The 20,152-nt window shown below is 51.6% G+C and carries 19 protein-coding genes; 13 read left to right on the top strand and 6 right to left on the bottom strand.

Annotated elements, in window-relative coordinates:
• The first annotated feature begins 235 nt into the window (after nucleotides 1–235).
• Genes BN3003_RS03535 through BN3003_RS03515 form a run of 5 tightly spaced genes read left to right on the top strand, consistent with a single transcriptional unit; the run spans nucleotide 236 to nucleotide 4,678 of the window.
• Nucleotides 236–2,338, top strand: a complete 2,103-nt coding sequence (locus BN3003_RS03535; protein WP_058305351.1) for an ATP-binding protein — start codon at nucleotides 236–238, stop codon at nucleotides 2,336–2,338.
• Between the two features lie 16 nt (nucleotides 2,339–2,354).
• On the top strand, nucleotides 2,355–2,720 hold the full coding sequence (locus tag BN3003_RS03530) for a response regulator (protein ID WP_187119840.1): 366 nt from the start codon (nucleotides 2,355–2,357) through the stop codon (nucleotides 2,718–2,720).
• A gap of 2 nt (nucleotides 2,721–2,722) precedes the next feature.
• Nucleotides 2,723–3,175, top strand: coding sequence for a chemotaxis protein CheX (locus BN3003_RS03525; protein ID WP_058305350.1), 453 nt, complete (start codon nucleotides 2,723–2,725; stop codon nucleotides 3,173–3,175).
• Nucleotides 3,176–3,213: 38 nt separating this feature from the next.
• The gene (locus BN3003_RS03520) at nucleotides 3,214–4,098 is read left to right on the top strand and encodes a transporter substrate-binding domain-containing protein (protein WP_058305349.1); all 885 of its coding nucleotides are present in this window, start codon (nucleotides 3,214–3,216) and stop codon (nucleotides 4,096–4,098) included.
• Nucleotides 4,099–4,150: 52 nt separating this feature from the next.
• A complete protein-coding gene (locus tag BN3003_RS03515; RefSeq protein WP_058305348.1) occupies nucleotides 4,151–4,678 on the top strand; it encodes a GTP-binding protein in 528 nt (175 codons plus the stop codon).
• A 478-nt stretch (nucleotides 4,679–5,156) separates the two neighbouring features.
• Here the strand turns inward: BN3003_RS03515 and BN3003_RS03510 are convergent, their stop codons facing one another.
• The 5 genes from BN3003_RS03510 to BN3003_RS03490 form a co-directional block, all read right to left on the bottom strand.
• Complete coding sequence (locus BN3003_RS03510) at nucleotides 5,157–7,463, bottom strand: Tex family protein (RefSeq protein ID WP_058305347.1); 2,307 nt, start codon at nucleotides 7,461–7,463, stop codon at nucleotides 5,157–5,159.
• A gap of 146 nt (nucleotides 7,464–7,609) precedes the next feature.
• Nucleotides 7,610–8,986, bottom strand: a complete 1,377-nt coding sequence (locus BN3003_RS03505) for an exonuclease domain-containing protein (RefSeq protein ID WP_058305346.1) — start codon at nucleotides 8,984–8,986, stop codon at nucleotides 7,610–7,612.
• 173 nt (nucleotides 8,987–9,159) lie between these two features.
• The gene (locus BN3003_RS03500) at nucleotides 9,160–9,768 is read right to left on the bottom strand and encodes a hypothetical protein (protein WP_058305345.1); all 609 of its coding nucleotides are present in this window, start codon (nucleotides 9,766–9,768) and stop codon (nucleotides 9,160–9,162) included.
• Between the two features lie 202 nt (nucleotides 9,769–9,970).
• On the bottom strand, nucleotides 9,971–10,660 hold the full coding sequence (locus tag BN3003_RS19275; RefSeq protein ID WP_082625525.1) for a M23 family metallopeptidase: 690 nt from the start codon (nucleotides 10,658–10,660) through the stop codon (nucleotides 9,971–9,973).
• 181 nt (nucleotides 10,661–10,841) lie between these two features.
• Nucleotides 10,842–12,143, bottom strand: a complete 1,302-nt coding sequence (locus BN3003_RS03490) for a M23 family metallopeptidase (protein WP_234333006.1) — start codon at nucleotides 12,141–12,143, stop codon at nucleotides 10,842–10,844.
• 293 nt (nucleotides 12,144–12,436) lie between these two features.
• Here BN3003_RS03490 and BN3003_RS03485 point away from each other — a divergent pair, with 293 nt between their 5' ends.
• Entirely contained in the window at nucleotides 12,437–13,465 is a 1,029-nt protein-coding gene (locus tag BN3003_RS03485) for a hypothetical protein (protein ID WP_058305343.1), read from the top strand.
• The gene (gene recJ, locus BN3003_RS03480) at nucleotides 13,462–15,156 is read left to right on the top strand and encodes a single-stranded-DNA-specific exonuclease RecJ (RefSeq protein WP_058305342.1); all 1,695 of its coding nucleotides are present in this window, start codon (nucleotides 13,462–13,464) and stop codon (nucleotides 15,154–15,156) included. Before BN3003_RS03485 ends, recJ begins: the two co-directional genes overlap by 4 nt.
• Before the next feature lie 192 nt (nucleotides 15,157–15,348).
• Here recJ and BN3003_RS03475 read toward each other — a convergent pair whose 3' ends face one another.
• A complete protein-coding gene (locus tag BN3003_RS03475) occupies nucleotides 15,349–15,984 on the bottom strand; it encodes a LysE family translocator (protein WP_058305341.1) in 636 nt (211 codons plus the stop codon).
• A 167-nt stretch (nucleotides 15,985–16,151) separates the two neighbouring features.
• Between BN3003_RS03475 and BN3003_RS18745 the strand changes: the two genes are divergently transcribed.
• From BN3003_RS18745 to BN3003_RS03445, 6 genes are all read left to right on the top strand, one after another.
• On the top strand, nucleotides 16,152–16,970 hold the full coding sequence (locus tag BN3003_RS18745) for an energy transducer TonB (protein ID WP_159061378.1): 819 nt from the start codon (nucleotides 16,152–16,154) through the stop codon (nucleotides 16,968–16,970).
• A 65-nt stretch (nucleotides 16,971–17,035) separates the two neighbouring features.
• Nucleotides 17,036–17,698 (top strand): MotA/TolQ/ExbB proton channel family protein, encoded by a 663-nt coding sequence (locus tag BN3003_RS03465; protein ID WP_058305339.1) that lies wholly within the window; start codon nucleotides 17,036–17,038, stop codon nucleotides 17,696–17,698.
• A gap of 9 nt (nucleotides 17,699–17,707) precedes the next feature.
• Complete coding sequence (locus BN3003_RS03460) at nucleotides 17,708–18,160, top strand: ExbD/TolR family protein (RefSeq protein ID WP_058305338.1); 453 nt, start codon at nucleotides 17,708–17,710, stop codon at nucleotides 18,158–18,160.
• Between the two features lie 352 nt (nucleotides 18,161–18,512).
• On the top strand, nucleotides 18,513–18,716 hold the full coding sequence (locus BN3003_RS03455; RefSeq protein WP_058305337.1) for a glycine zipper 2TM domain-containing protein: 204 nt from the start codon (nucleotides 18,513–18,515) through the stop codon (nucleotides 18,714–18,716).
• Nucleotides 18,717–18,830: 114 nt separating this feature from the next.
• Nucleotides 18,831–19,292 carry a D-aminoacyl-tRNA deacylase gene (gene dtd / locus BN3003_RS03450; protein WP_058305336.1) on the top strand — a complete coding sequence of 154 codons (462 nt, stop codon included), beginning with the start codon at nucleotides 18,831–18,833 and terminating at the stop codon, nucleotides 19,290–19,292.
• 1 nt (nucleotide 19,293) lies between these two features.
• Nucleotides 19,294–20,088: a YoaK family protein gene (locus tag BN3003_RS03445; RefSeq protein ID WP_058305335.1), complete on the top strand. Its 795-nt coding sequence runs from the start codon at nucleotides 19,294–19,296 to the stop codon at nucleotides 20,086–20,088.
• Nucleotides 20,089–20,152 lie beyond the last annotated feature (64 nt).

Below are 20,152 nucleotides of genomic sequence, written 5' to 3'. Positions count from 1 at the left end.
GGATAGCCAAGTTTTTCTGCTTGCAGATATTCAAATTGAATACACAAAGATAATGATAATTCTGCAAAAAGTAAACTGAATAGCATATTCTTGCGACAACTTGAGGGTTAATGAATTAATAATCTTAATAAACATTATTAATTCATAACAAATACATACACATACTCGCAATACCACCTGCACTACCCAACAGCGACACACTTTTTGCACACAATAGAAACCGAGGTTCACCGTTATGGCAAGACGTATTACATTCAATTCAGCGGCTATTGCACGTTATAGCGGCTTGATTAAATCCATTTTGCTGTTCTTGCTGTTGGTGATTGCCGTATTGGTATTCAATATTTATACCTCGTATTTGATTGAACGCAATGCCGCGCAAGTGGCGGCGACACAGCAATTGCGCGGCCTGACCCAAACCATTACCCGTGACTTATACGACTTAAAGCTGAGCCAAGGTGAGGACATCCGCAGCCCGCACATTCAGTCCACGGTAGAACGCTTGTCCAAGAGTAAGGAAAGCTTTTCCAAAATTCTGTTGGCGTTTAAACAAAGCGGCGACATCAGCAATGCCGAGGGCGACACCTTCTCGGTCAATGCCTTGAGCGCAGCGAATAAAACCCATCTGGACATCATCGACACCCAATGGACGCTGCTCAATGGCAAACTCGACCAATACCTGAAAGTCGCCACCAATTTGCGTGCGCCGGTGTTGATTCTGGACCAAGCGGTGGACTCGGCTCAGGGTGCGTCGATTGCGATTTACAACAGCAGTAATGCGATTGTGACGGCGGTGGATGCGGCCTCACACAAACAAGCGACCTTGATTCGTTACTTACAAATGGGCGCCATCAGTGTGGCGGTCTTGTATTTCATCGTGTTTATGCTGTACTTCGTGCGCCGTCTGACCAACTCGGATGCGCAAGCGAATGAGGCGCGCCGTGAAACCACCGAGATTTTGGACACGGTAAAAACCGGCCTGTTCTTGTTGGACGAAGACTTGATGATCGGTCACCAATACTCCAAAGAATTGGAAGGCATTATTGGTCACCGCGAAATCGGTGGACGCAACTTTACCGACATTCTCGAAAGCATGATTTCGGATGAAGACATGACCACCACCCGTGGTTTCATCAAGCAGTTGTACAACCCCAAGGTAAAAGAACGCTTGATTGCCGACTTGAATCCATTGTCGCGCATTGAAACCAGCGTGGACGATTTGTCTGGCTACCAACGCACCCGCTTCTTGGACTTCCAATTCTCACGCGTGTACAGCGGCCGTGACATCATCCGCGTGTTGGTGAACGTGGCCGACATTACCGACACCGTGCGTCTGGAACAGCGTTTGATGCAAGAACGTGAAAACAACGACTTGCAAATCGACATGTTGACGACGATTTTGAACACCGATGCCTTGTTGATTAACGACTTCATCAGCACCGTGAACCAACACAACGTCACCATTAACAATGTCTTAAAAGCCGGCGGTACCAGCCAAAGCGATTTGCATGGCAAATTAAAACAAATCTTCCGTGAGATACACAGCGTCAAAGGCATTGCCTCCAGCTTGAATCTGTTTGCGTTTACCAATGTGAGCAATGCGTTTGAAGACAAAATTAAGGCTTTACAGGCCGAGCCTAACCTCTCAGGCGATGATTTCTTGCCTTTGGCCGTGTCTTTGGATGAATTGATTAAGCTCACGCAAATTATTGACCAATTGAACCAACGCATCAGCCCAAGCAGCGCCGCCCAACACGCGGCCGAGCCAACGCAAGCACCGCGCAAAGCGATGGCGCAAAAGCTGCAGCAATTCGCACAAGACTTGGCCAAACGCCAATACAAACAAGTGCGCGTGACCACGCAAGACTTGGAGCAAACCACATCGATTCCGGCCATAGACAATGCCATCCGTGACATTGCCATTCAGATTTTGCGCAATGCCGTGGTGCATGGTATCGAAACGCCTAGTCTGCGCAGCACCAAGAAGAAAAATCCTATGGGCCATGTGCAAATTCAATTGCAACAAACCGAAAACCAAGCGCAGTTAATCATCGAAGACGATGGCCAAGGCATCAATTACGAAGCCATACGCGAACGCGCCATCGCCATCGGCCTGTACTCTGCCAAAGAAATCGCTGCATGGGATAACCGTAAATTGTTGGGCTTGCTGTTCAGCTCAGGCTTCTCTACCTATGGCCAAACCGATGAGGATGCAGGTCGTGGCGTGGGCTTGGACTTGGTCAAAGACCGAGTGCAAAAATTGGGCGGCAAGATAGGCATACATTCACAGCCTAACCAATTTACCCGTTTCAGCTTCACCTTCCCACTCAACCCTTAACCGATAAGGCCATACCATGGTGTATAAATTGATGGTTGTGGATGATTCCAACATCATCCGCAATCGGATTAAACGTGGCTTCAATGCCATGCAATTTGAACTCGTCGCCACTGCCAGCAACGGCGTGGAAGCATTAGACCAATTCAAAAAACACAGTCCTGATGTGATCACGATGGATTTGACCATGCCAGAAATGGATGGCTTGGAATGCATCAACAACATCATGTCCATCAATCCTGACACGCTGATTTTGGTGATTTCCGCCTTATCGGACAAATCCACCGGCATCAAAGCCTTAGAACTGGGCGCTTGTGGTTTTATTTGTAAGCCATTTACCGAAGACGAATTGATTGAAGCCTTAAACGAATTGGTGCAGGATTGATTATGAAAGAAGACAAATTACGAATTTTCATTGAAGGCGCGCAGACTTACTTCAGTCAAATCGACAAAGAAGAAATCATCGTCGGCACGCCTTTCTTGGTGGAAAACAACATGCCTGCCGCCCATGATTACACCGGCATCATCGGCATTTCTGGCAACAATACCGGCATCGTGTATTTCACCGCCCCGCGCATCTTGCTGGCGCACATGTTGCAAAGCATCAATGAGCCTGACCTGTCTGAAGACAATATGACCGACTTGGTCGGCGAAGTGGCCAATACCATTGCCGGCAATGCCCGCAGTGAATTTGGTGAGCAGTTTCAAATTTCCGTGCCCATCGTCATCCGTGGCATCCCCGATGAAATCTTGTTGCCACGCAAAGACCGCTCGTTTGTGATTCCATTGGAATGGCGCAAACACCAAGCGGCCATCGTGATTTCATTGCGTAAATCTTAATGCCTCGCACCAGCTTGCCAGTCACAACAGGAGAAAACATGTTTGCCTATCGCCGTTTGGGTTCATTATTGGGTTGGGTGTTAAGTGTGGGCTTATTGAGCGCGTGCCAAGCGGATGCTGACAAAAACAGTGCCGCTGAAACCAACATCGCCAAACCCTCAGAATACATGGACAGCAGCATTCCCTCAGATGCCCCAACCTATTTGGTCGGCACCATGGGTTCGTATGCCCCGTTTGAGTTTCGCGATGAAAACGGTCAATCCATTGGCTTTGACATGGACATCATGTATGCCATAGCCGCCAAACAAAAATTCAATGTCACCGTGTTAACCCATCCGTGGGAGGGGATTTTGAACACGCTCAACAACGGCGAACGCGACATCATCATCTCCACCGTGAACATGACGCCCGAGCGTGAGCAACAATACGAATTCACCTACCCATATTTCACCATGCGTGATACATTTTTGGTTAAAGCCAGCAATACCGACATCAACCAATACCAAGACTTGGTCAGCAAACAGCGCAAAGTCGCGGCCTTGGCTGGTTCGTCTCAAAAAGACATGACCATCCAACACGGTGTGGCAGCGGAAAACATCATCACGCGTGACAGCCAATTTTTGGCTTTAAAAGAAATGTTTGCCGACAATGCCGATGCGGTGATTGGTGACGGTGCGGTGATGGATTACTTTGCCTTAAGCTATGCCGACATTCCGACCAAAGCGTTTACCCTGCCCGATGCACCGCAGGTGAGCATCGGCATCGCTGTGAAAAAAGGCAACACAAAATTGCGTGATCAGTTAAATAACGGCCTGAAACAAATCTATACTGACGGAACTTACGATAAAATCTATTTTAAATGGTTTAAGAAACCGGTACCGCGTAACTTTTTACCCTGGACGTCAGGCACACTAGCGAGCTGATACTGCCGTCCAAGTCACACTTGAGATTTCCCTGAGCAAGGGTGGAGACAGCATGTTTGAACACAAAATCATTTTTACCGGTCCTGTGGGTGCGGGTAAAACCACATTGATTAAAGCTTTTAGTGACGACGCACCGATTTTGACTGAGGTGCGACCGTCCGATGATGTTGCAAACATGAAAGACCAAACCACTGTCGCCATGGATTATGGTTCGGTGGTATTGGATGAAGAAACCAAAGTGCACATGTACGGCACCCCCGGTCAGCAGCGCTTTGATTTCATGTGGGAGATTTTGAGTAAAGGCAGTATGGGTTTGGCGATATTGATTAACGCCGCCGCACCCGACCCGGCCGCCGACTTGCGTTTTTACCTGAATGCGTTCAAAGGCTTAATCATCGATGAACACATCCCTTTGGTCATTGGCATCAACCGCGTCGACAAGAAAAATCCCAACCACGACTTGGAATATTACCAAGCCGTGACGGAAGAATTTCGCGACGACATTCCGGTATTGATGGTCGATGTGCGCGAAGCCAGAGACGTGCGCCGCTTGGTGATGACTTTGTTTTTTACGATTTAAACTGTTGCCTGTCAACGATGTTAAATATGCGGCCTGTAAATGTTTACAGGCCGCATTGCTGTTGCGATGCTGTGTTTTACTGGGTTTGTATCATGCTATTGCATCCAATACAGTGTTATCAGTTTCTGATAAACCTCGCCCAAACTGAGCTGTTACAGCACTTGCGGTGTTATGGCAACAGGATGACACACTGGCAGATACCACCTTCTTAGCGGCTCAAATCAATACAAATGCGGCCTGTAAAGGTTTACAGGCCGCTAGTTCTGCTTCAAAACACCCACTGCATTAACGGTGTTGATTCATTCCCACACCAATACTCAATAACTGTGCTGATACGGATACTGCGCATGGCACACATTTCTGTGACTTAAAACCACAGGCTCATCGCTTTGATATCAAACAAGCGGCCTGTAAATGCTTACAGGCCGCTTGTTGGTGACTGACACAGCTCATCGCTGCAAAGTCTGCTGTAACTCTTTTAACGCTTGAGTTTGGCAAATGCCGCCGCCATCGCATTGTTGGCCGGTGCTTCTTCGCGTTTGCCGCGTGGCGCACCACGTTGTTCGCGCTTGCCCTCGTTGCCCGCACCTTGGCCACGTGCGCCGGTGTTTTCAATGTCATCGTCCAAACGCATGCTCAAGGCGATGCGTTTGCGCGCCACGTCCACGCTCAAGACTTTCACTTTCACCACTTGCCCGGCTTTCACCACCGTGTGTGGGTCGGACACATAAGTCTTGCTCAAGGCCGAGATGTGTACCAAACCGTCTTGGTGTACGCCGATATCGACAAACGCGCCAAACGCCGCCACATTGGTGACCACGCCTTCCATGATGCTGCCCGCCACCAAATGTTTGATGTCGTCTATGCCATCGGTGAAGGTGGCGGTTTTGAATTCACCGCGCGGGTCGCGACCGGGCTTTTCCAATTCGCTCAAGATGTCCATCACCGTCGGCAAACCGAATTGCGCATCAATGTAACGAGCGGCCTGTAAAGTCTTTAAAACCGTCACATTGCCAATCAATTTGTCCGCGCTGCTACCAGTGTCGGCAAGCATTTTCGCCACGATAGGATAGGCTTCGGGATGCACAGACGAAGCATCCAGCGGCTCATCGCCGCCTTGAATGCGCAAGAAGCCGGCCGCTTGTTCAAACGTCTTGTCACCCAAACGCGGCACTTTTTTCAATTGTTTGCGGTTTTTGAAGGCGCCATTTTCATCGCGATAGGCGACGATATTGTGCGCCAAAGTCGCATTCAAACCCGACACGCGTGCCAACAACGGTGCTGAGGCAGTATTCACATCCACGCCGACCGCGTTCACACAGTCTTCCACCACCGCATCCAAGCTGTGCGCCAATTGCACTTGATTGACATCGTGCTGGTATTGACCGACACCGATGGATTTCGGGTCGATTTTGACCAACTCTGCCAACGGGTCTTGCAAGCGCCGCGCAATCGACACTGCGCCGCGCAAAGACACATCCAAATCCGGGAATTCTTGCGCTGCCAATTCTGAAGCCGAGTACACCGAAGCACCGGCTTCCGACACCACCAATTTGTGCACGCCCGCTTCAGGCAAAGCCTTCATCACCTCGGCCGCCAATTGGTCGGTTTCGCGGCTGGCGGTGCCATTGCCGATGGCAATCAATTGCACACCGTGTTGCTTGATTAATCGTGCCAAACTCGCCATCGCGCCGTGTTTGTCATTGCGCGGTTGAAACGGGTAGACCGTGTCGGTGGCCAACAATTTGCCGGTATCGTCTACCACCGCCACTTTCACGCCGGTGCGGATGCCGGGGTCTAAACCCAAAGTCACCAAACGGCCGGCTGGCGCAGCCAATAGCAAATCTTTCAAATTGCGCGCAAACACGGTAATCGCTGCCGCATCGCCTTCGGTTTTCAAACGATTGAACGCATCCAGCTCCAAAGACAAGAACAATTTCGCCCGCCATGTCAGGCGCACCGTGTCTTTCAGCCATTTGTCGGCAGCGCGTTTTTGGTCGGCAATGCCGTAATGTGCGGCGATGGTTTGCTCAAATTCGCTCGCCTCGGTAATCGGCGTGTCATCAGGTTGATAGACGATTTTCAAGCTGAGCACGCCCTCATTGCGCCCGCGCAACAAGGCCAAACTGCGGTGCGATGGAATGGCACGCAACAATTCTTGGTGTTTGAAATAGTCTTGGAATTTTTCGCCGCCTTGTTCTTGCCCTGCCACCACCTCGCTGCGTATTTCGCCCACTTGCCACAAACGCTCACGCAATTGCCCCAATAAGGCCGCATCTTCGGCGAATTGCTCCATCAAAATCGCGCGTGCGCCGTCCAAAGCCGCTTTGTTGTCGGCGATATTGTGTTCGGCATTCCAATATTTGGCCGCTTCGGTTTCAGGGTCGGTGGTCGGTGTGTGCCACAGCGTTTCGGCCAACGGCGCCAAACCGGCTTCGCGGGCAATTTGTGCCTTGGTGCGGCGTTTCGGTTTGTACGGAAAATACACATCTTCCAACGCGGTTTTGTTGTCTATCGCCTCAATTTGCGCCGCCAATTCCGGCGTGAGCTTGCCTTGCTCGTCTATGCTCTTAACAATGGTGGCTTTGCGCTCCACCAATTCGCGCAAGTATTGCAAACGCTCGGCCAAATTGCGCAATTGTGTGTCGTCCAAGCCGCCAGTCACCTCTTTGCGGTAACGGGCAATAAATGGCACGGTCGCGCCCTCGTCCAACAGGCCAACTGCGGCCTGTATCTGTTCGGCTCTGGCCGCCAACTCCGTGGCCAAGATGTGGGTAATGTTCATAGCGTCCCAAAATGGTCAAAACAAGCGAGTGAGAATAAAGAAATTTGCTCTATTTGTCATCTGTGTGGCTCAGCACTGTGTTGAATTGCGGCTGTGCAAGGGTTTGCTTAGACCTTAATCCAGCTGATTTAATATTTACAGGCCGCTTAGAGCATGTTGGCCAGCGGATGCAATAAAGCGCGGTGTTTGTACAGGATTTGGTAGATGTCTTTGTCCAAGCGTGGCCGTGGCTGTGCCAACAGCGCCGTCGCCTCATGCACATCGCTGACCGTGCCCAAATAACGCCAATCGTCTAACACATGCCAGCGCTGTTCCTCGATTAACACCGCCACACCGTCCACTGGCCAGCTTGCCAACAGATGTGGTTTTAAGCGCCGAGCCAATTCGGCATTGTGCGCTGCCGCTTCAACCAAACCGATGCAAGCACCAGCGCACTGTTTGATTTGCTGACGAAAACACGGCGAGCCTGTCATGCCGGCTTCCAAACCCAAGCATTGCCAACACAGCGTGCTCGGTTCCAAATACGATTTGAGCTGCTTTTTGGCCTCACTGCGGCTGTGCCACAAGCCCACATACACGCTCGAACCATCCAACACCGCAGTGGCCGCGTCCACCAAGACCAAGCCATCAAAACCATCATCGCCGCGTTGCCATTGCCAACTGTACAGCGCATCTTTTCGGCGCAAACGGCGGTTCAAACTCGGTTGCCACTGTTTGACCAAGCGCGCCTCGGTGATGAGAGCATCGACTTCGCCCGCGCATTCGATAATCTGCAAGCGCCGCGCCTGTTGCGCCAACAGCATTTCCTTGCCACTGCGCACATCGTTGCGAAAATGCGCCAACAAACGCGTTTTCACGGTTTTGCTTTTGCCTATGTACAGCGGCGCATCGTTGTCGCCGTAAATCACATACACGCCATAACCGTTGTACAGCGTGTCTATGTTCAGCGCCTGCAAATGCACCGGCACACTCGGCCGATTCATCACCTTCTGACAAGCGGCCTGTAAGGTTTTGGCATCAAAGCTTTGCTGCACCATTTGCCAAAATTGGTAAATCGCATCGGCGTCGGCCATGGCGCGGTGGCGCTGTGGCATGCGCAAACCGTGGCGCTGTATCAATTGGTCTAAGCCGTGATGTTTGTGTTCGGGATAAAGGCGGCGCGACAACTTGACCGTACACAATTGCTCGGGATTAAAATCCTTGCCCACATGCGCAAATGCCTGTTTGAGAAAACCAAAATCAAAGCGCACATTGTGCGCCAAGAATATGCAGTCTTGCAGCCAAGTCCACACCTCGTCGGCCACGGTCGCAAACGTCGGTGCATCGGCCACCAGCGCATTGTCTATGCCGGTGATGGCGGTGATAAAAGGTGGAATGTGGGTTTGCGGATTGAGCAAGGTTTGGTAGCGCCTGACGGTCTCGCCGTCGACGCGGATGATGGCGATTTCGGTGATGCGGTCATGTTCGGCGCTGCCGCCGCTGGTCTCCAAATCCACAAATGCGTAAACCTGTGCTTGATTCATGTTCAGCCCCTGAAGCAATGCCTTACTGTAACCGAATGCGGCCTGTAAGCCCATCGTAAGTTCTGTCGCAGACCAAGTCCAAGATGGAACTGCTTATGCACACAGGCTAGCAGCGCCCAATAAAATACCCTGTTGTCTGGATGAACAACAGGGTGGATGTCATGACCAATGCCTTATTTGGCAGGTGCGGCTTGTGGGGCATCCATGCGACGTGGGCCTGGGCCACGGTGGTGTGGTTTGCCTTTCGGGCCATTGTTGCGCATCATCGGACGCGGTTGTTTCGCTTGTTCCAAATACTGTTGCTGCTGTTTTTTGTTCAATACTTGGAAAATCGCGTGTTCTTTGCGCAATTGGTTCAACTCGCCTTGGGCGCGTTGTTGTTGGTGTTTTTGTTGCATTTCAGCGCGCACAGCCTGTTCTTGGGTGAACAGTTGTTGGGCCGCAGCCTCGTTAAAGGTTTTGCCTTGAATCACACTCAAACGCGCTTGACGCAATTTTTCAGCATTGGCCGCCCATGTTTGGCGTTCGGCATCGCTGACAGGCGCAGGCGCTTGTGGACGGTATTGCTCTTCAATCGCTTTGATTTTGCTTTGTTGCGCTTTGCTCAAGTTCAAATCACCATAACGGCGATCAAAACGGCGGTCAGCGATTTGGGCTTTCTGTTGTTCAGTCAGTTGTGGACGTTGTTGCGGAGCAGGTTTGGTTTCGGCCACAGCCATTGCAGACACACCCAAAACCGCAGCCGCGGTCAAACCCAGCAAAGAAGATTTCAATGCATTCATGTTATTTTCCTAATATTTGAATGGAGTCTGACAGACACCCTCATCATACCTGCTCCCAATGTTAATGACGCTGGTATCGTGGTTAAAATAGTTTAAATCTGTGTTAATGAATGGGCATACAAACACAAAATGCGGCCTGTAATGGCTTACAGGCCGCATTCACACTGATAGTGACACTCGCACACTCAGATTTGATACGGTATTAAAGCTGTATGGTTTTCGCCGCTTTGCCCGTAGGCTTCAAATACGTGCGCAACACTTCGGCATCGCTGGCATTGAGTGCTTTGCTTGGCAGCTTCACACTGGCAGGACGCACCCGCTGTCCATCCACCCACACTTCAAAATGCAGGTGTGGCCCAGTCGAAATGCCAGTAGAGCCAACATAACCAATCTTATCGCCAGTTTGTACCACATCGCCGACTTTCAAATTCTTACCAAAGCGGCTCATGTGTGCGTACAGCGTTTCTTGGCCTTTGCTGTGGCGCAACATCACGGTATTACCATAGCCATTTTTACGCCCAACAAACGACACAATGCCAGCTGCCGGCGCCATGATGGGTGTGCCTGCTGGCGCGGCGTAATCATCGCCCTGGTGCAATTTATAGCGTTTGGACACAGGATGGAAACGGGTGCCGTATTCAGACGTGGCGCGCGCCACATTCACTTGCAAGCCTTTGCCTTTGGAAGCCACCACCGTTTTTTGTAAGCCCACTTCGCTGCTGTTAGCGACGCTGTTTTGGTTTAAAAAACGCGAAGGTTTGTGGGATTGGGTTTCTTGCATTAAATAATGGTGGCGCTCTAAAGCAGAAATAGGCTTGGGCGCCGCGAGGGCAAATAAGGGCACTACCAATGCTGCGGCGGCAACATAACCCGTCATCCATGACTTCAGCATTGATGATTTATCCTTAAGAATGAAATATTTACGAAAGGACGGATAGTACCCAAGCTGTGTGTTAAGTAATTGTAAATTTATCAAATAAATTCAAAGGTTTGTAAATCACACCTTGTTTACAACACAAAAAAGCGGCCTGTAAAGCGTTACAGGCCGCGATTAAAACACCGTTAATACGGACTTAATCCAGTTGTGCCACCATCACTGGCAAACCGCGTATCGCCGCGATTTTTTGGTCGGCAGATTTCACTCGACCTTTAAACGCAGCCACTTCGGTATTGCTCAAGGTACGCGCTGGCAAAGCCACGGTAGACGGATCGACCACTTGGCCATTGATGCGCACTTCATAATGCAAATGAGGGCCAGTTGAGCGGCCTGTAGAACCAACAAAACCAATCACATCACCGGCTTTCACTGCTTTACCAGCGCTGACGCCAGACACAAACGCACTCATGTGGCCGTACAAGGTTTCCATGCCTTTGCGGTGATTGAGCATAATCGCATTGCCGTAACCACCTTTCACGCCGGCAAACGACACCACGCCATCGGCAGGTGCCATGATCGGGGTGCCACTCGGTGCAGCATAGTCTATGCCGCTGTGCATGCGGTAAGTCTTCAAAATTGGGTGGAAACGTGTACCGTAAGGCGAGCTGACTCGGGTGGCGTTGACCGGTATTTTGGCGAATTCGCCTTTGCTCAAGGCTTTGCCACGGTGGTCGTAATACGCACCGGTATTGTCGCCGTGGTCAAAATAATACGCTTGGTACAAGCGGCCGGTTTTGCCGACTTCCAAGGCCAAAATATTGCCTGTAGACACTTCTTGTCCGCGGAAATAATGGCTCTCGTACAACACGCGCACGGTGTCGCCCTCTTTCAAATCATCGAGCTCAAATTTGTCGCTGAAGATTTCACTGATGGCTTCTCGGATTTCCACTGGCACACGCGCTTGCGCCAACGCACCGCGTGCAGACGTCACCACATTGACCGCACGCAAAGTCGGCAAGGTGACGGTTTCGACCTCGTTGGCAGAGGCTTGCCATGTGCCATTCACTTTTTCCAAGGCCAATAAGATTTTTTCGCCATCGTCATCGTCGCTGAAAAACTGTATCGCGCTCAAGCCGCCTTTGTTGTCGGCTTGGATGCTGACCATTTGGTTGGCACGCAGTTTGACCAAATCGGGACTGAAGCTTTTTTGCGCCAATAAATTGTGCACTTCGGTATCGCTGATGCCCAAACGGTTTAAGAATGAGTTGAAATTTTCACCTTCGGCCACTTGCTCTTCACGCCAATAGCTTTCGACCAATGGTTGTTGCTGTAATTTCGGTTTAGCCAACCGCTCCACCACTTTGGTGAATTCTGGCTTGTGGGTTTCTTTGGCATCACTGACCGCAAACGCCGTTACCGAACCGAACAAGGCCATGGCAACAGGCACTGCGGTCCAACGCATTTTTTTAACGGTAGCTGATTGTTTTAAATTCCACACGCGGGGTTTTATCCTTCAATATCAAATGCGCCGTCAAACGAACTTCGGCGGCGCAAATCTATCATTCATTAATATGGTGACAATTATAAGACCACTTGTCGGCCTGAATCTAATCTTTTTCCACCACTTTACAATAGCGTGACCAAAATTAATCCAGTGCAATCAACACACTTAACATTCAGATGCAGGTGTGTTTGCTCAAATTCCCGCCGCCAAACCCAGACCATCGCCAGTACACGCTGTGTGTGCGATGGGTTAGAATGACGGTCTTGTCTCCATAGGGATGCTTGCTCATGCACCTGTCGCTTTATCTGCCTGGATTATTATGGCCCCACACTGCCGCCACCGGTCAAACGCCGAAATTGACGGCAACCGAAACACTGGACAATTGGTTGCGTTTTGGCAACACCACCACTCACGCGTGCAGCCGCAGCCAGTTATATGCTCAGTGTATGAGCCACAGCAGCTTGTTGGCACAGTGCAAACAAGAGCTGGGTTTGCCCGATAATCAAGCCGCGTTTTTCTGTAGCCCCGTGTTGCAGCGCGTCGACTTACACAGCATGAGCATCAGCGATGGCAGCAATCTGAATCTGAGCAAACGCGAAGCGGTCGACATTTGCCGCGACTTCAATGCCTTCAACGCCGACAGCGGCTACAAATTTCTGCCTTACCGCGAGTATTTGTGGTTGGTGACCTGCCCGAGTGAACCGAGTTGGTATTTGCCGCCGGTGTGCGACATCGAAGGCCAATTGAAAACCGTGCCGCGCCCACACAGCGATGATGCGCACATGGTGGCAAAATTGCAGACTTTACAGGCCGAGTTACAAATGCTGTTGGCACAACATCCGGTCAACAAACAGCGCCAAGCCACTTACCAGCCCGAAGTGAATGGCGTGTGGTTTTGGCGCGATTTGCCGTCTGAAACACCGTGCAGCGCCGACATTGCCTTGATGAGCGATGCGCCCTTATTGCAAGGCCAAGCCCGTCAGCAAACCGATGCACCGTATGATTGGGCGGCAGCGCAAGCGTGGTTGGCCGAAATCGGCACGCCCGCAGCGGCGCACCTGTGGCTCAACAGCTTGGAAGCGCCGAGCATGTTTGCCGACATTTGGGGCTACCAAGACGCGTTTGCCGACTTGAACACGCGCTTTTTGCAACCGCTGGACGCGGCCTTGCAAAACGGCAGCCTCAAAAGCATCACCCTCATCACCGACGGCCCACAAGGCTTGGTGTGCGAAGCGCACAAACGCAACCGTTTGGCGTTTTGGAAACGCGGCGGTGACGGCTTTGCGCATTATTTACAGGCCGCATCTGCCGAATGAAACCGCACATCCTCACCCGCAGCCGCAATGAGCAACTGTGCAGCGATTTGCTAGCCGCTGGCATCAGCCCGTTGTTGGCGCAATTGTATGCCGCGCGCGACATTCACAGCGTTAATGAAACCAGCCATGAATTGGCGCAATTGCTGCATTTTCGCGAGCTCAAACACATACACACGGCGGCGACACAATTGGCGCAAGCGATAGACGCGGGCAAGCGCTTGCTCATCATCGCCGACTACGATGCCGACGGTGCTACTGCGTGCGCGATTGCCATCAAAGGCTTGCGCATGTTTGGCGCCAAAGTGGATTTTTTGGTGCCCAACCGTTTTGAACACGGCTATGGCTTAACGCCCTTAATTGTGGAAGAAGCCGCTGCCCTCCAGGCCGAGCTCATTATTACTGTCGACAATGGCATTGCCTCTTTGGCCGGCGTGGCGCGGGCGCAAGAATTGGGCATAGACGTGTTGGTCACCGACCACCATCTGCCTGCCGACAGTTTGCCCGCTTGCACCATCGTCAATCCAAATCAGCCGGCCTGTACGTTTGCCAGCAAGCATTTGGCTGGCTGTGGGGTGATGTTTTATGTGTTGTTGGCGCTGCGCGCGCATTACAAGGCTACAGGCCGCTATGAAAACCAAGCCGCGCCGAATTTAGCGGTATTGCTGGATTATGTGGCCTTGGGCACGGTCGCCGATGTGGTGAAGCTAGACCACAACAACCGCATTTTGGTGGCGCAAGGCCTGAAGCGCATGCGCGCCGGCAAAGCCGCCTTGGGCATACAAGCCTTGTTTGAGGTGGCCAAACGCGACATCCGCAAAGCCGAGCCGTTTGATTTGGGCTTTGCCATCGGCCCGCGCATCAATGCCGCCGGCCGTTTGGACGACATGAGCATAGGCATACGCTGTTTGCTCGCCGACGATGCATTAACGGCGCAAACCTTGGCCGCCGAACTGGACAGCCTCAACCGCGAACGCCGCGGCATCGAGCAATCCATGCTCAAAGAAGCGCTCAACCTGCCCGAATTCCAAGTCGCCGACAGCCAAATGACGGTCACGGCGTTTCGCGACGATTGGCACCAAGGCGTCATCGGCATCGTCGCAGGGCGTTTGCGCGAACGCTATTTCCGCCCCACCATCGTGTTTGCCCCCGGTGACGATGGCGAATTGCGCGGCTCTGGTCGCTCGATTCCTGCCTTGCATCTGCGCGACACCTTGGATTTGGTCTCCAAACGCCATCCCCATCTGATCAGCAAATTCGGCGGTCATGCGATGGCGGCCGGCTTGAGTTTGCCCGAATCGGCTTTGCCCGAATTTCAGGCCGCCTTTGAGCAAGCGGTGAACGAGCAGTTGAGCCACGACGATTTGACTCAGACTTACCTTACCGATGGCGCGCTGGATGCCGATACTTTGTGCTTACAGGCCGCGCAACAATTGCGCGCCGAAGTGTGGGGGCAAGGTTTTGCACCGCCGATGTTTGTGGATGAATTTGAGGTGACATGGCAGCGTGCGGTCGGTGTGAACCACAAGAAAGCCGGCGTGCGCAAAACAGGCAGCGCCGAAGTGGAGGCAATGTTTTTCCGCTGCGAGGAAGATTTGCCCGAACGCATCCGCATGGTCTACCGCATGGTCGCCAACGAATGGCGCGGCCAATACGAATTGCAATTGCACAGCGAGTATTGGGAAGCGCTGTAAACCAGTTGAGCATTAATAAGCGGCCTGTAATCTTTAATGGATTTACAGGCCGCTTGCTATGGCAAAGTGCTTACCTATGGTGTTTTAACCGCATCAACAGAGTGAATATCGTTAATCCTAGCCATGGGCCAAATAAACAAGCGGCCTGTAAGCACACATATGGCTTACAGGCCGCTTGTTAGTCTATAAAGATTAACCCAATAAGGTATGGGCACTGTCCCACAGCAAACTGATGGCAATCACAATAAAGATGGCGCCGCAGACACGATTCAGGTTTTGCAAACGGCGACCTTGTTGCAACCACGCCGCCAAGGCCTTGCCGCTGACGGTGTAAATCAATTGCCATATGGTTTCGATGACAAAGAACGACAGCGTTAACACCAAGTATTGCGGACCTTGCGGCAAGGAAGCATCGACAAATTTGGGGAAAAACGCGGCAAAAAACAAAATCGCTTTCGGATTGGACAGCGATACCGCCACACCCATGCGGAACAATTTCGACGGCGTAGGCACCACATGCTCGGCATCGCTTTGCATCTCGCTGCCCTTGCTTTGCCACGCTTGCCAACCCAAATAAGCCAAGTACAGCGCACCCATGCATTTGAATGCTTCAAACGCCACTGGCATCTTCTGGCTGAGTACCGCCACGCCGGAAATCGACAAGACCAACCAAATCACCAGCCCGCAGGTCAAACCCGCCAAAGTCCACACGGTTTTCTTAAAACCGTAATTCAGACCATATTGAAACGCCAATAACATATTGGGACCGGGGGTAGCCGAAATAAAAAACGTGCTCACCACAAACAACAACCACTGCGAAACAGCCACTTGCTCACCTTGATAACACGGAAACGCTATTTTGCCGCCTCAAATCCATGCTGTCGATGCCTGCGCTGCTTTGGTTTGTATATTCAGCAGATTTTTGCTGTTGCGATGCCATATTGTGTGCCAAATCGCTTGTTAATAAAAACCATTCTCAGTTACAATTGGCCACCATGAAAAAAAACACGCACTTTGCCTTAACCATTACTGCCGTAAGCTTGCTGCACATCGCTGGCATTTGGGCTTTGTCCAATTTTGAGGACAAACCTGCCGAATTGGTGGCGCCGCAAGAGGAATTGACGTTTGTTGAGCTCAGCAGCGGCGCCCCTGCTGCCGCGGCCGCACCGACGCCAGTGGTACAGCCCAAGCCTGAACCCAAACGTGAGCGTCCGCCTGAGCCAGAAATCAAGCGCACCATTGTGAAGAAACCGCAGGAAAACACTGTGGTCGAACGCAAGCCCGACCCCAAACCTTTGCTGAAACCGGAGCGCAAACCTGAGCCTGAGCGCAAGCCAGACAGACAGCCTGAGCAAAAACCGGAGCAACGCCAACAGCCAGCCAACAATCAGGCTTTGGCCAGCAATAACCAAAGCAAAGGCAACTCGCCGCAAGGCACGGGCAACAGCAACAATAGCAGTGGCAAAGGCAGTGACGGCAATAAAGGCGGTGGCGACGGCAAAGGTGCCGGTGGTGGCAGCGGCGATGGCCCGACCACCAGCGTGAAAATAGCCGGCTCAGACAGTTGTTTGCGTCCCGATTACCCGCAAGAGTCGATAGACAAAGGTGAATCCGGTGTGGCGCGTGTGCGCTGGGTTGTGGGTGCCGACGGTGGCATTATCAGTGTAGAGGTGGTCGGTTCCAGTGGTTCAGCGCGTTTGGATAAAGCGGCGCTGCGCAAGGCGAAGACGTGTAAGTTTAAGCCGGCAATGAAAGGCGGCGTGCCCGTACAAAATGCTTACTCACGCCCTTATACCTTTAAGATTAACAAATAGGTCTGTGGTACTTCCGTTAAGGAATGCGGCAGCAATACGAATGATTTGAAACAGGATTTTTTAAAATGAACTTAGGTTTGGTATTTCAAAAGGGCGATGGTGTTCTGATTTTTGTCTTCTTATTATTGGTAGCGATGAGCATTGCCACTTGGACCATCATCATTTGGCGTTCTTATCGCTTGATCAAGGCCAAAAAAGCCAACCGCATCGAAGCGGAAAAATTCTGGGAAGCCTCGTCGGTTGAAGAAGCACAGCGCATCGCCAATCCGCAATACTCACCGTTGGCACAAATGATTACCGAGTCGATAGACAGCAAAAACACCTTTCAAGAGCGCAGCAACAAAGGCAATTTGTCGGCACAAATTTCTTTCGATGCCTATATGGTGCGCCACATACGCAATGCCATGACCAAGGCCTTGCGCCCGTTTGAAAGCGGCCTGACCACGCTCGCTTCTGTTGGTGCCACCGCGCCATTTATCGGTTTGTTCGGTACGGTATGGGGCATTTACCACGCGCTGGTGAACATTTCCAATTCTGGCCAAATGAGCATTGCCGCCGTCGCCGGCCCCATCGGTGAGGCTTTGGTGGCCACCGCTGCTGGCTTGTTTGTCGCCATCCCTGCGGTATTGGCTTACAACGCCTTGGTGCGCGGCAACAAAACCCTGTCTAACGAACTCGACAGCTTTGCCCATGATTTGCATGCGCAATTGGCTGACAAAAACCACTAGGAGCACACCATGTCTTTTGGCTCTATGAATGACGGCGGTAACGACACGCCTATGGCAGAAATCAATGTCACCCCATTGGTAGACGTGATGTTGGTGTTGTTGATTGTGTTTATGGTGACCATGCCGGTGCTCACGCACTCGATTCCATTGAATTTGCCGACGGCGGCTGAGAAACAGCAAGAGCCGCTGAAAGAGCAGCCGAAAGAGCCGTTGCGTTTGAGCATTACCGCCGATGGCAAATACTACATCGGCATCAATAAAGACGAAGAAATCACTCCTGAGGCCTTAAGCCAACGCTTAAAAGAGGCTTTGGCCAAAGACCCTGAAACCGTGTTGGCCATCGCTGCCGACAAGGTATCGGAACACGAGGCTTTGACCAAAGTACTGGCCGCCGCCCAAGACGCGGGTTTGACCAAAGTCGGCTTTGTCACCGAAACCCCGCCGGTATTGTCGGCGCAATAACCGTTTCATTGCTGTAATCAAGCCGCTTGTTGTGATGACAAGCGGCTTTTTGTTGCGCATTGATATCAGTGCGTTCCCCATGTAAGGCCACGGCCTGCATTTTGCTATCGATGCTGCTTGTCCTAGCGCCACTTATCAACAGAGTATTTCATTTTAGTGAGAATTCGAGCACAAACCTCTAAAATAATCGTTCAAATTGCAATAATTAAACTTATCTTAGCCAGCTTTAACCATGATTAACCGCGGGCACACAGACAAAATTCACTAATCATCAGAAAATAAGACCGTCTGTCAGAAGTTCAACCTGCTGTATCGCCCCAGAATATGCGATGACAGCCCATAGGAGCAAGCAATGAAAACATTGGTGGCAAAATTTGCCTTAATCGGAATCTTAGGTGCGTCTTTGGTTGGCTGTGCCAATTTAGACCGTCAACAACGCAATACTGCCGCAGGTGCGGTCATCGGTGGCGCTGCAGGTCACTTAATCGGTGGCAATACTGGCTCAACTTTGGGCGGTGCGGCTTTGGGCGGCGTGATTGGTAGCCAAGTCCGTTAATTGCCTGTTGCCACGTGTGTGTGTGAAAGCGGCCTGTAAAGCATTTACAGGCCGCTTTTTTGCGTCGCGACTCTGTTACAATGTATTCCATGTGAATCAAATGGATAGAACACAATGCGCGCAGTGGTACAAAGGGTCAGCCATGCCCAAGTTGAGGTTGTCGATGGCAATCATTCCCACCTCAGCGGTGAAATACAGCAAGGTTTGATGGTCTTGCTCGGTGTGGGCAATGGCGACACCGATGGCGATGCGCGCTACATCGCCGACAAAATCGCCCATTTGCGCGTGTTTACCGATGCCGAAGACAAAATGAATTTGTCGGTATTGGATGTCAATGGCGCGGTCTTGTTGGTGTCACAATTCACCTTGTATGGCGATGCCAGAAACGGCAGACGCCCGTCTTACACCCAAGCTGCCCGTCCGGAAATGGCCACCCATGGCTATGAATTGGTGGCCAAGCTGCTGCGCGGCCATGGCTTGACCGTGGCCACCGGTGAATTTCAAACCCACATGCAAGTGACGCTGTGCAACGATGGACCCGTGACCTTGCTGCTCGACAGCGCCAAGCAATTCTAATATGCACCGCCCTGCCACTGGCCGTAAGGTTTACAGGCCGCTTACCCATTTGCGCCATGCCGATGTGCATACTTTTGGGCACCGTGTGTTTGGCTATGTGATGGCCTTAATCGGCGGCGCCATCAATGCCGGTGGTTTTTTTGCGGTGGCACGCTACACCTCGCACATGTCGGGCGAATTGGCGCGCATGGCCGACCATTTGTACACGCAAGAATGGCGCATCGCCTGGGTGTCGGGGGTGATGGTGTTGAGCTTTATCGCTGGCGCCTGCCATGCGGCGTTTTGCATATTGTGGGCGAAACACGCCCGCTTTCGCAGCTCGTATGCATTAACCTTGTGGGTAGAAGCGGCGTATATGTTGCTGTTTGGCTTACTTGGCGCCAGTTTGGCGCGGTTTCAATTGTTGGTGCCGATTACGGTGGTGTTGATGTGCTTCATCATGGGCATGCACAATACGGTGATGACGATGTTGTCCAATGGCGTCATCCGCTCCACCCACATGACTGGCTTTGTCACCGACATCGGCATCGAAAGCGCCCGCTTTCTGTTTCACTCCATGCAGCAACGACGCTTCAGTTTGCACGGTGTGAACGTGTCCAAATTCAAGCTGTGCACCGGTTTGGTGGTGAGTTTTGTCATCGGCGGCGTGCTGGGAACTTGGGGTTTTCACCAAGTGCAATACCGCTTTGTCTTGCCTTTGTCTTTGTTACTGTTATTGCTGGGATTCAGTTCTGTGCTGTACGAAGTTCGCCTGCGCAAACGCCTGTGGCACATGCGCAAACAGTTTAGAGCGTGATTGATACTTTTTTTCAATCGCCTGTTGATTTCATCTCAACACATAGCTCGGTATAATGAGCCCA

The organism is Vitreoscilla massiliensis (genome assembly GCF_001457815.1).
Taxonomy (GTDB): domain Bacteria; phylum Pseudomonadota; class Gammaproteobacteria; order Burkholderiales; family Neisseriaceae; genus Vitreoscilla; species Vitreoscilla massiliensis.
Note: the sequence above shows the minus strand (reverse complement) of the source record. Positions and strands in the feature narration are given on the sequence as shown.

Excerpts from the sequence above, each read along its gene's own strand:
- dtd (WP_058305336.1), top strand. The coding sequence starts at position 18,831 with ATGCGCGCAGTGGTACAAAGGGTCAGCCATGCCCAAGTTGAGGTTGTC.
- BN3003_RS03530 (WP_187119840.1), top strand. The coding sequence starts at position 2,355 with ATGGTGTATAAATTGATGGTTGTGGATGATTCCAACATCATCCGCAAT.
- BN3003_RS03485 (WP_058305343.1), top strand. The coding sequence starts at position 12,437 with ATGCACCTGTCGCTTTATCTGCCTGGATTATTATGGCCCCACACTGCC.
- BN3003_RS03520 (WP_058305349.1), top strand. The coding sequence starts at position 3,214 with ATGTTTGCCTATCGCCGTTTGGGTTCATTATTGGGTTGGGTGTTAAGT.
- BN3003_RS03460 (WP_058305338.1), top strand. The coding sequence starts at position 17,708 with ATGTCTTTTGGCTCTATGAATGACGGCGGTAACGACACGCCTATGGCA.
- BN3003_RS19275 (WP_082625525.1), bottom strand. The coding sequence starts at position 10,660 with ATGCTGAAGTCATGGATGACGGGTTATGTTGCCGCCGCAGCATTGGTA.
- BN3003_RS03510 (WP_058305347.1), bottom strand. The coding sequence starts at position 7,463 with ATGAACATTACCCACATCTTGGCCACGGAGTTGGCGGCCAGAGCCGAA.
- BN3003_RS03455 (WP_058305337.1), top strand. The coding sequence starts at position 18,513 with ATGAAAACATTGGTGGCAAAATTTGCCTTAATCGGAATCTTAGGTGCG.
- BN3003_RS03445 (WP_058305335.1), top strand. The coding sequence starts at position 19,294 with ATGCACCGCCCTGCCACTGGCCGTAAGGTTTACAGGCCGCTTACCCAT.
- BN3003_RS03505 (WP_058305346.1), bottom strand. The coding sequence starts at position 8,986 with ATGAATCAAGCACAGGTTTACGCATTTGTGGATTTGGAGACCAGCGGC.
- BN3003_RS03535 (WP_058305351.1), top strand. The coding sequence starts at position 236 with ATGGCAAGACGTATTACATTCAATTCAGCGGCTATTGCACGTTATAGC.
- recJ (WP_058305342.1), top strand. The coding sequence starts at position 13,462 with ATGAAACCGCACATCCTCACCCGCAGCCGCAATGAGCAACTGTGCAGC.
- BN3003_RS03525 (WP_058305350.1), top strand. The coding sequence starts at position 2,723 with ATGAAAGAAGACAAATTACGAATTTTCATTGAAGGCGCGCAGACTTAC.
- BN3003_RS18745 (WP_159061378.1), top strand. The coding sequence starts at position 16,152 with ATGAAAAAAAACACGCACTTTGCCTTAACCATTACTGCCGTAAGCTTG.
- BN3003_RS03465 (WP_058305339.1), top strand. The coding sequence starts at position 17,036 with ATGAACTTAGGTTTGGTATTTCAAAAGGGCGATGGTGTTCTGATTTTT.
- BN3003_RS03500 (WP_058305345.1), bottom strand. The coding sequence starts at position 9,768 with ATGAATGCATTGAAATCTTCTTTGCTGGGTTTGACCGCGGCTGCGGTT.
- BN3003_RS03515 (WP_058305348.1), top strand. The coding sequence starts at position 4,151 with ATGTTTGAACACAAAATCATTTTTACCGGTCCTGTGGGTGCGGGTAAA.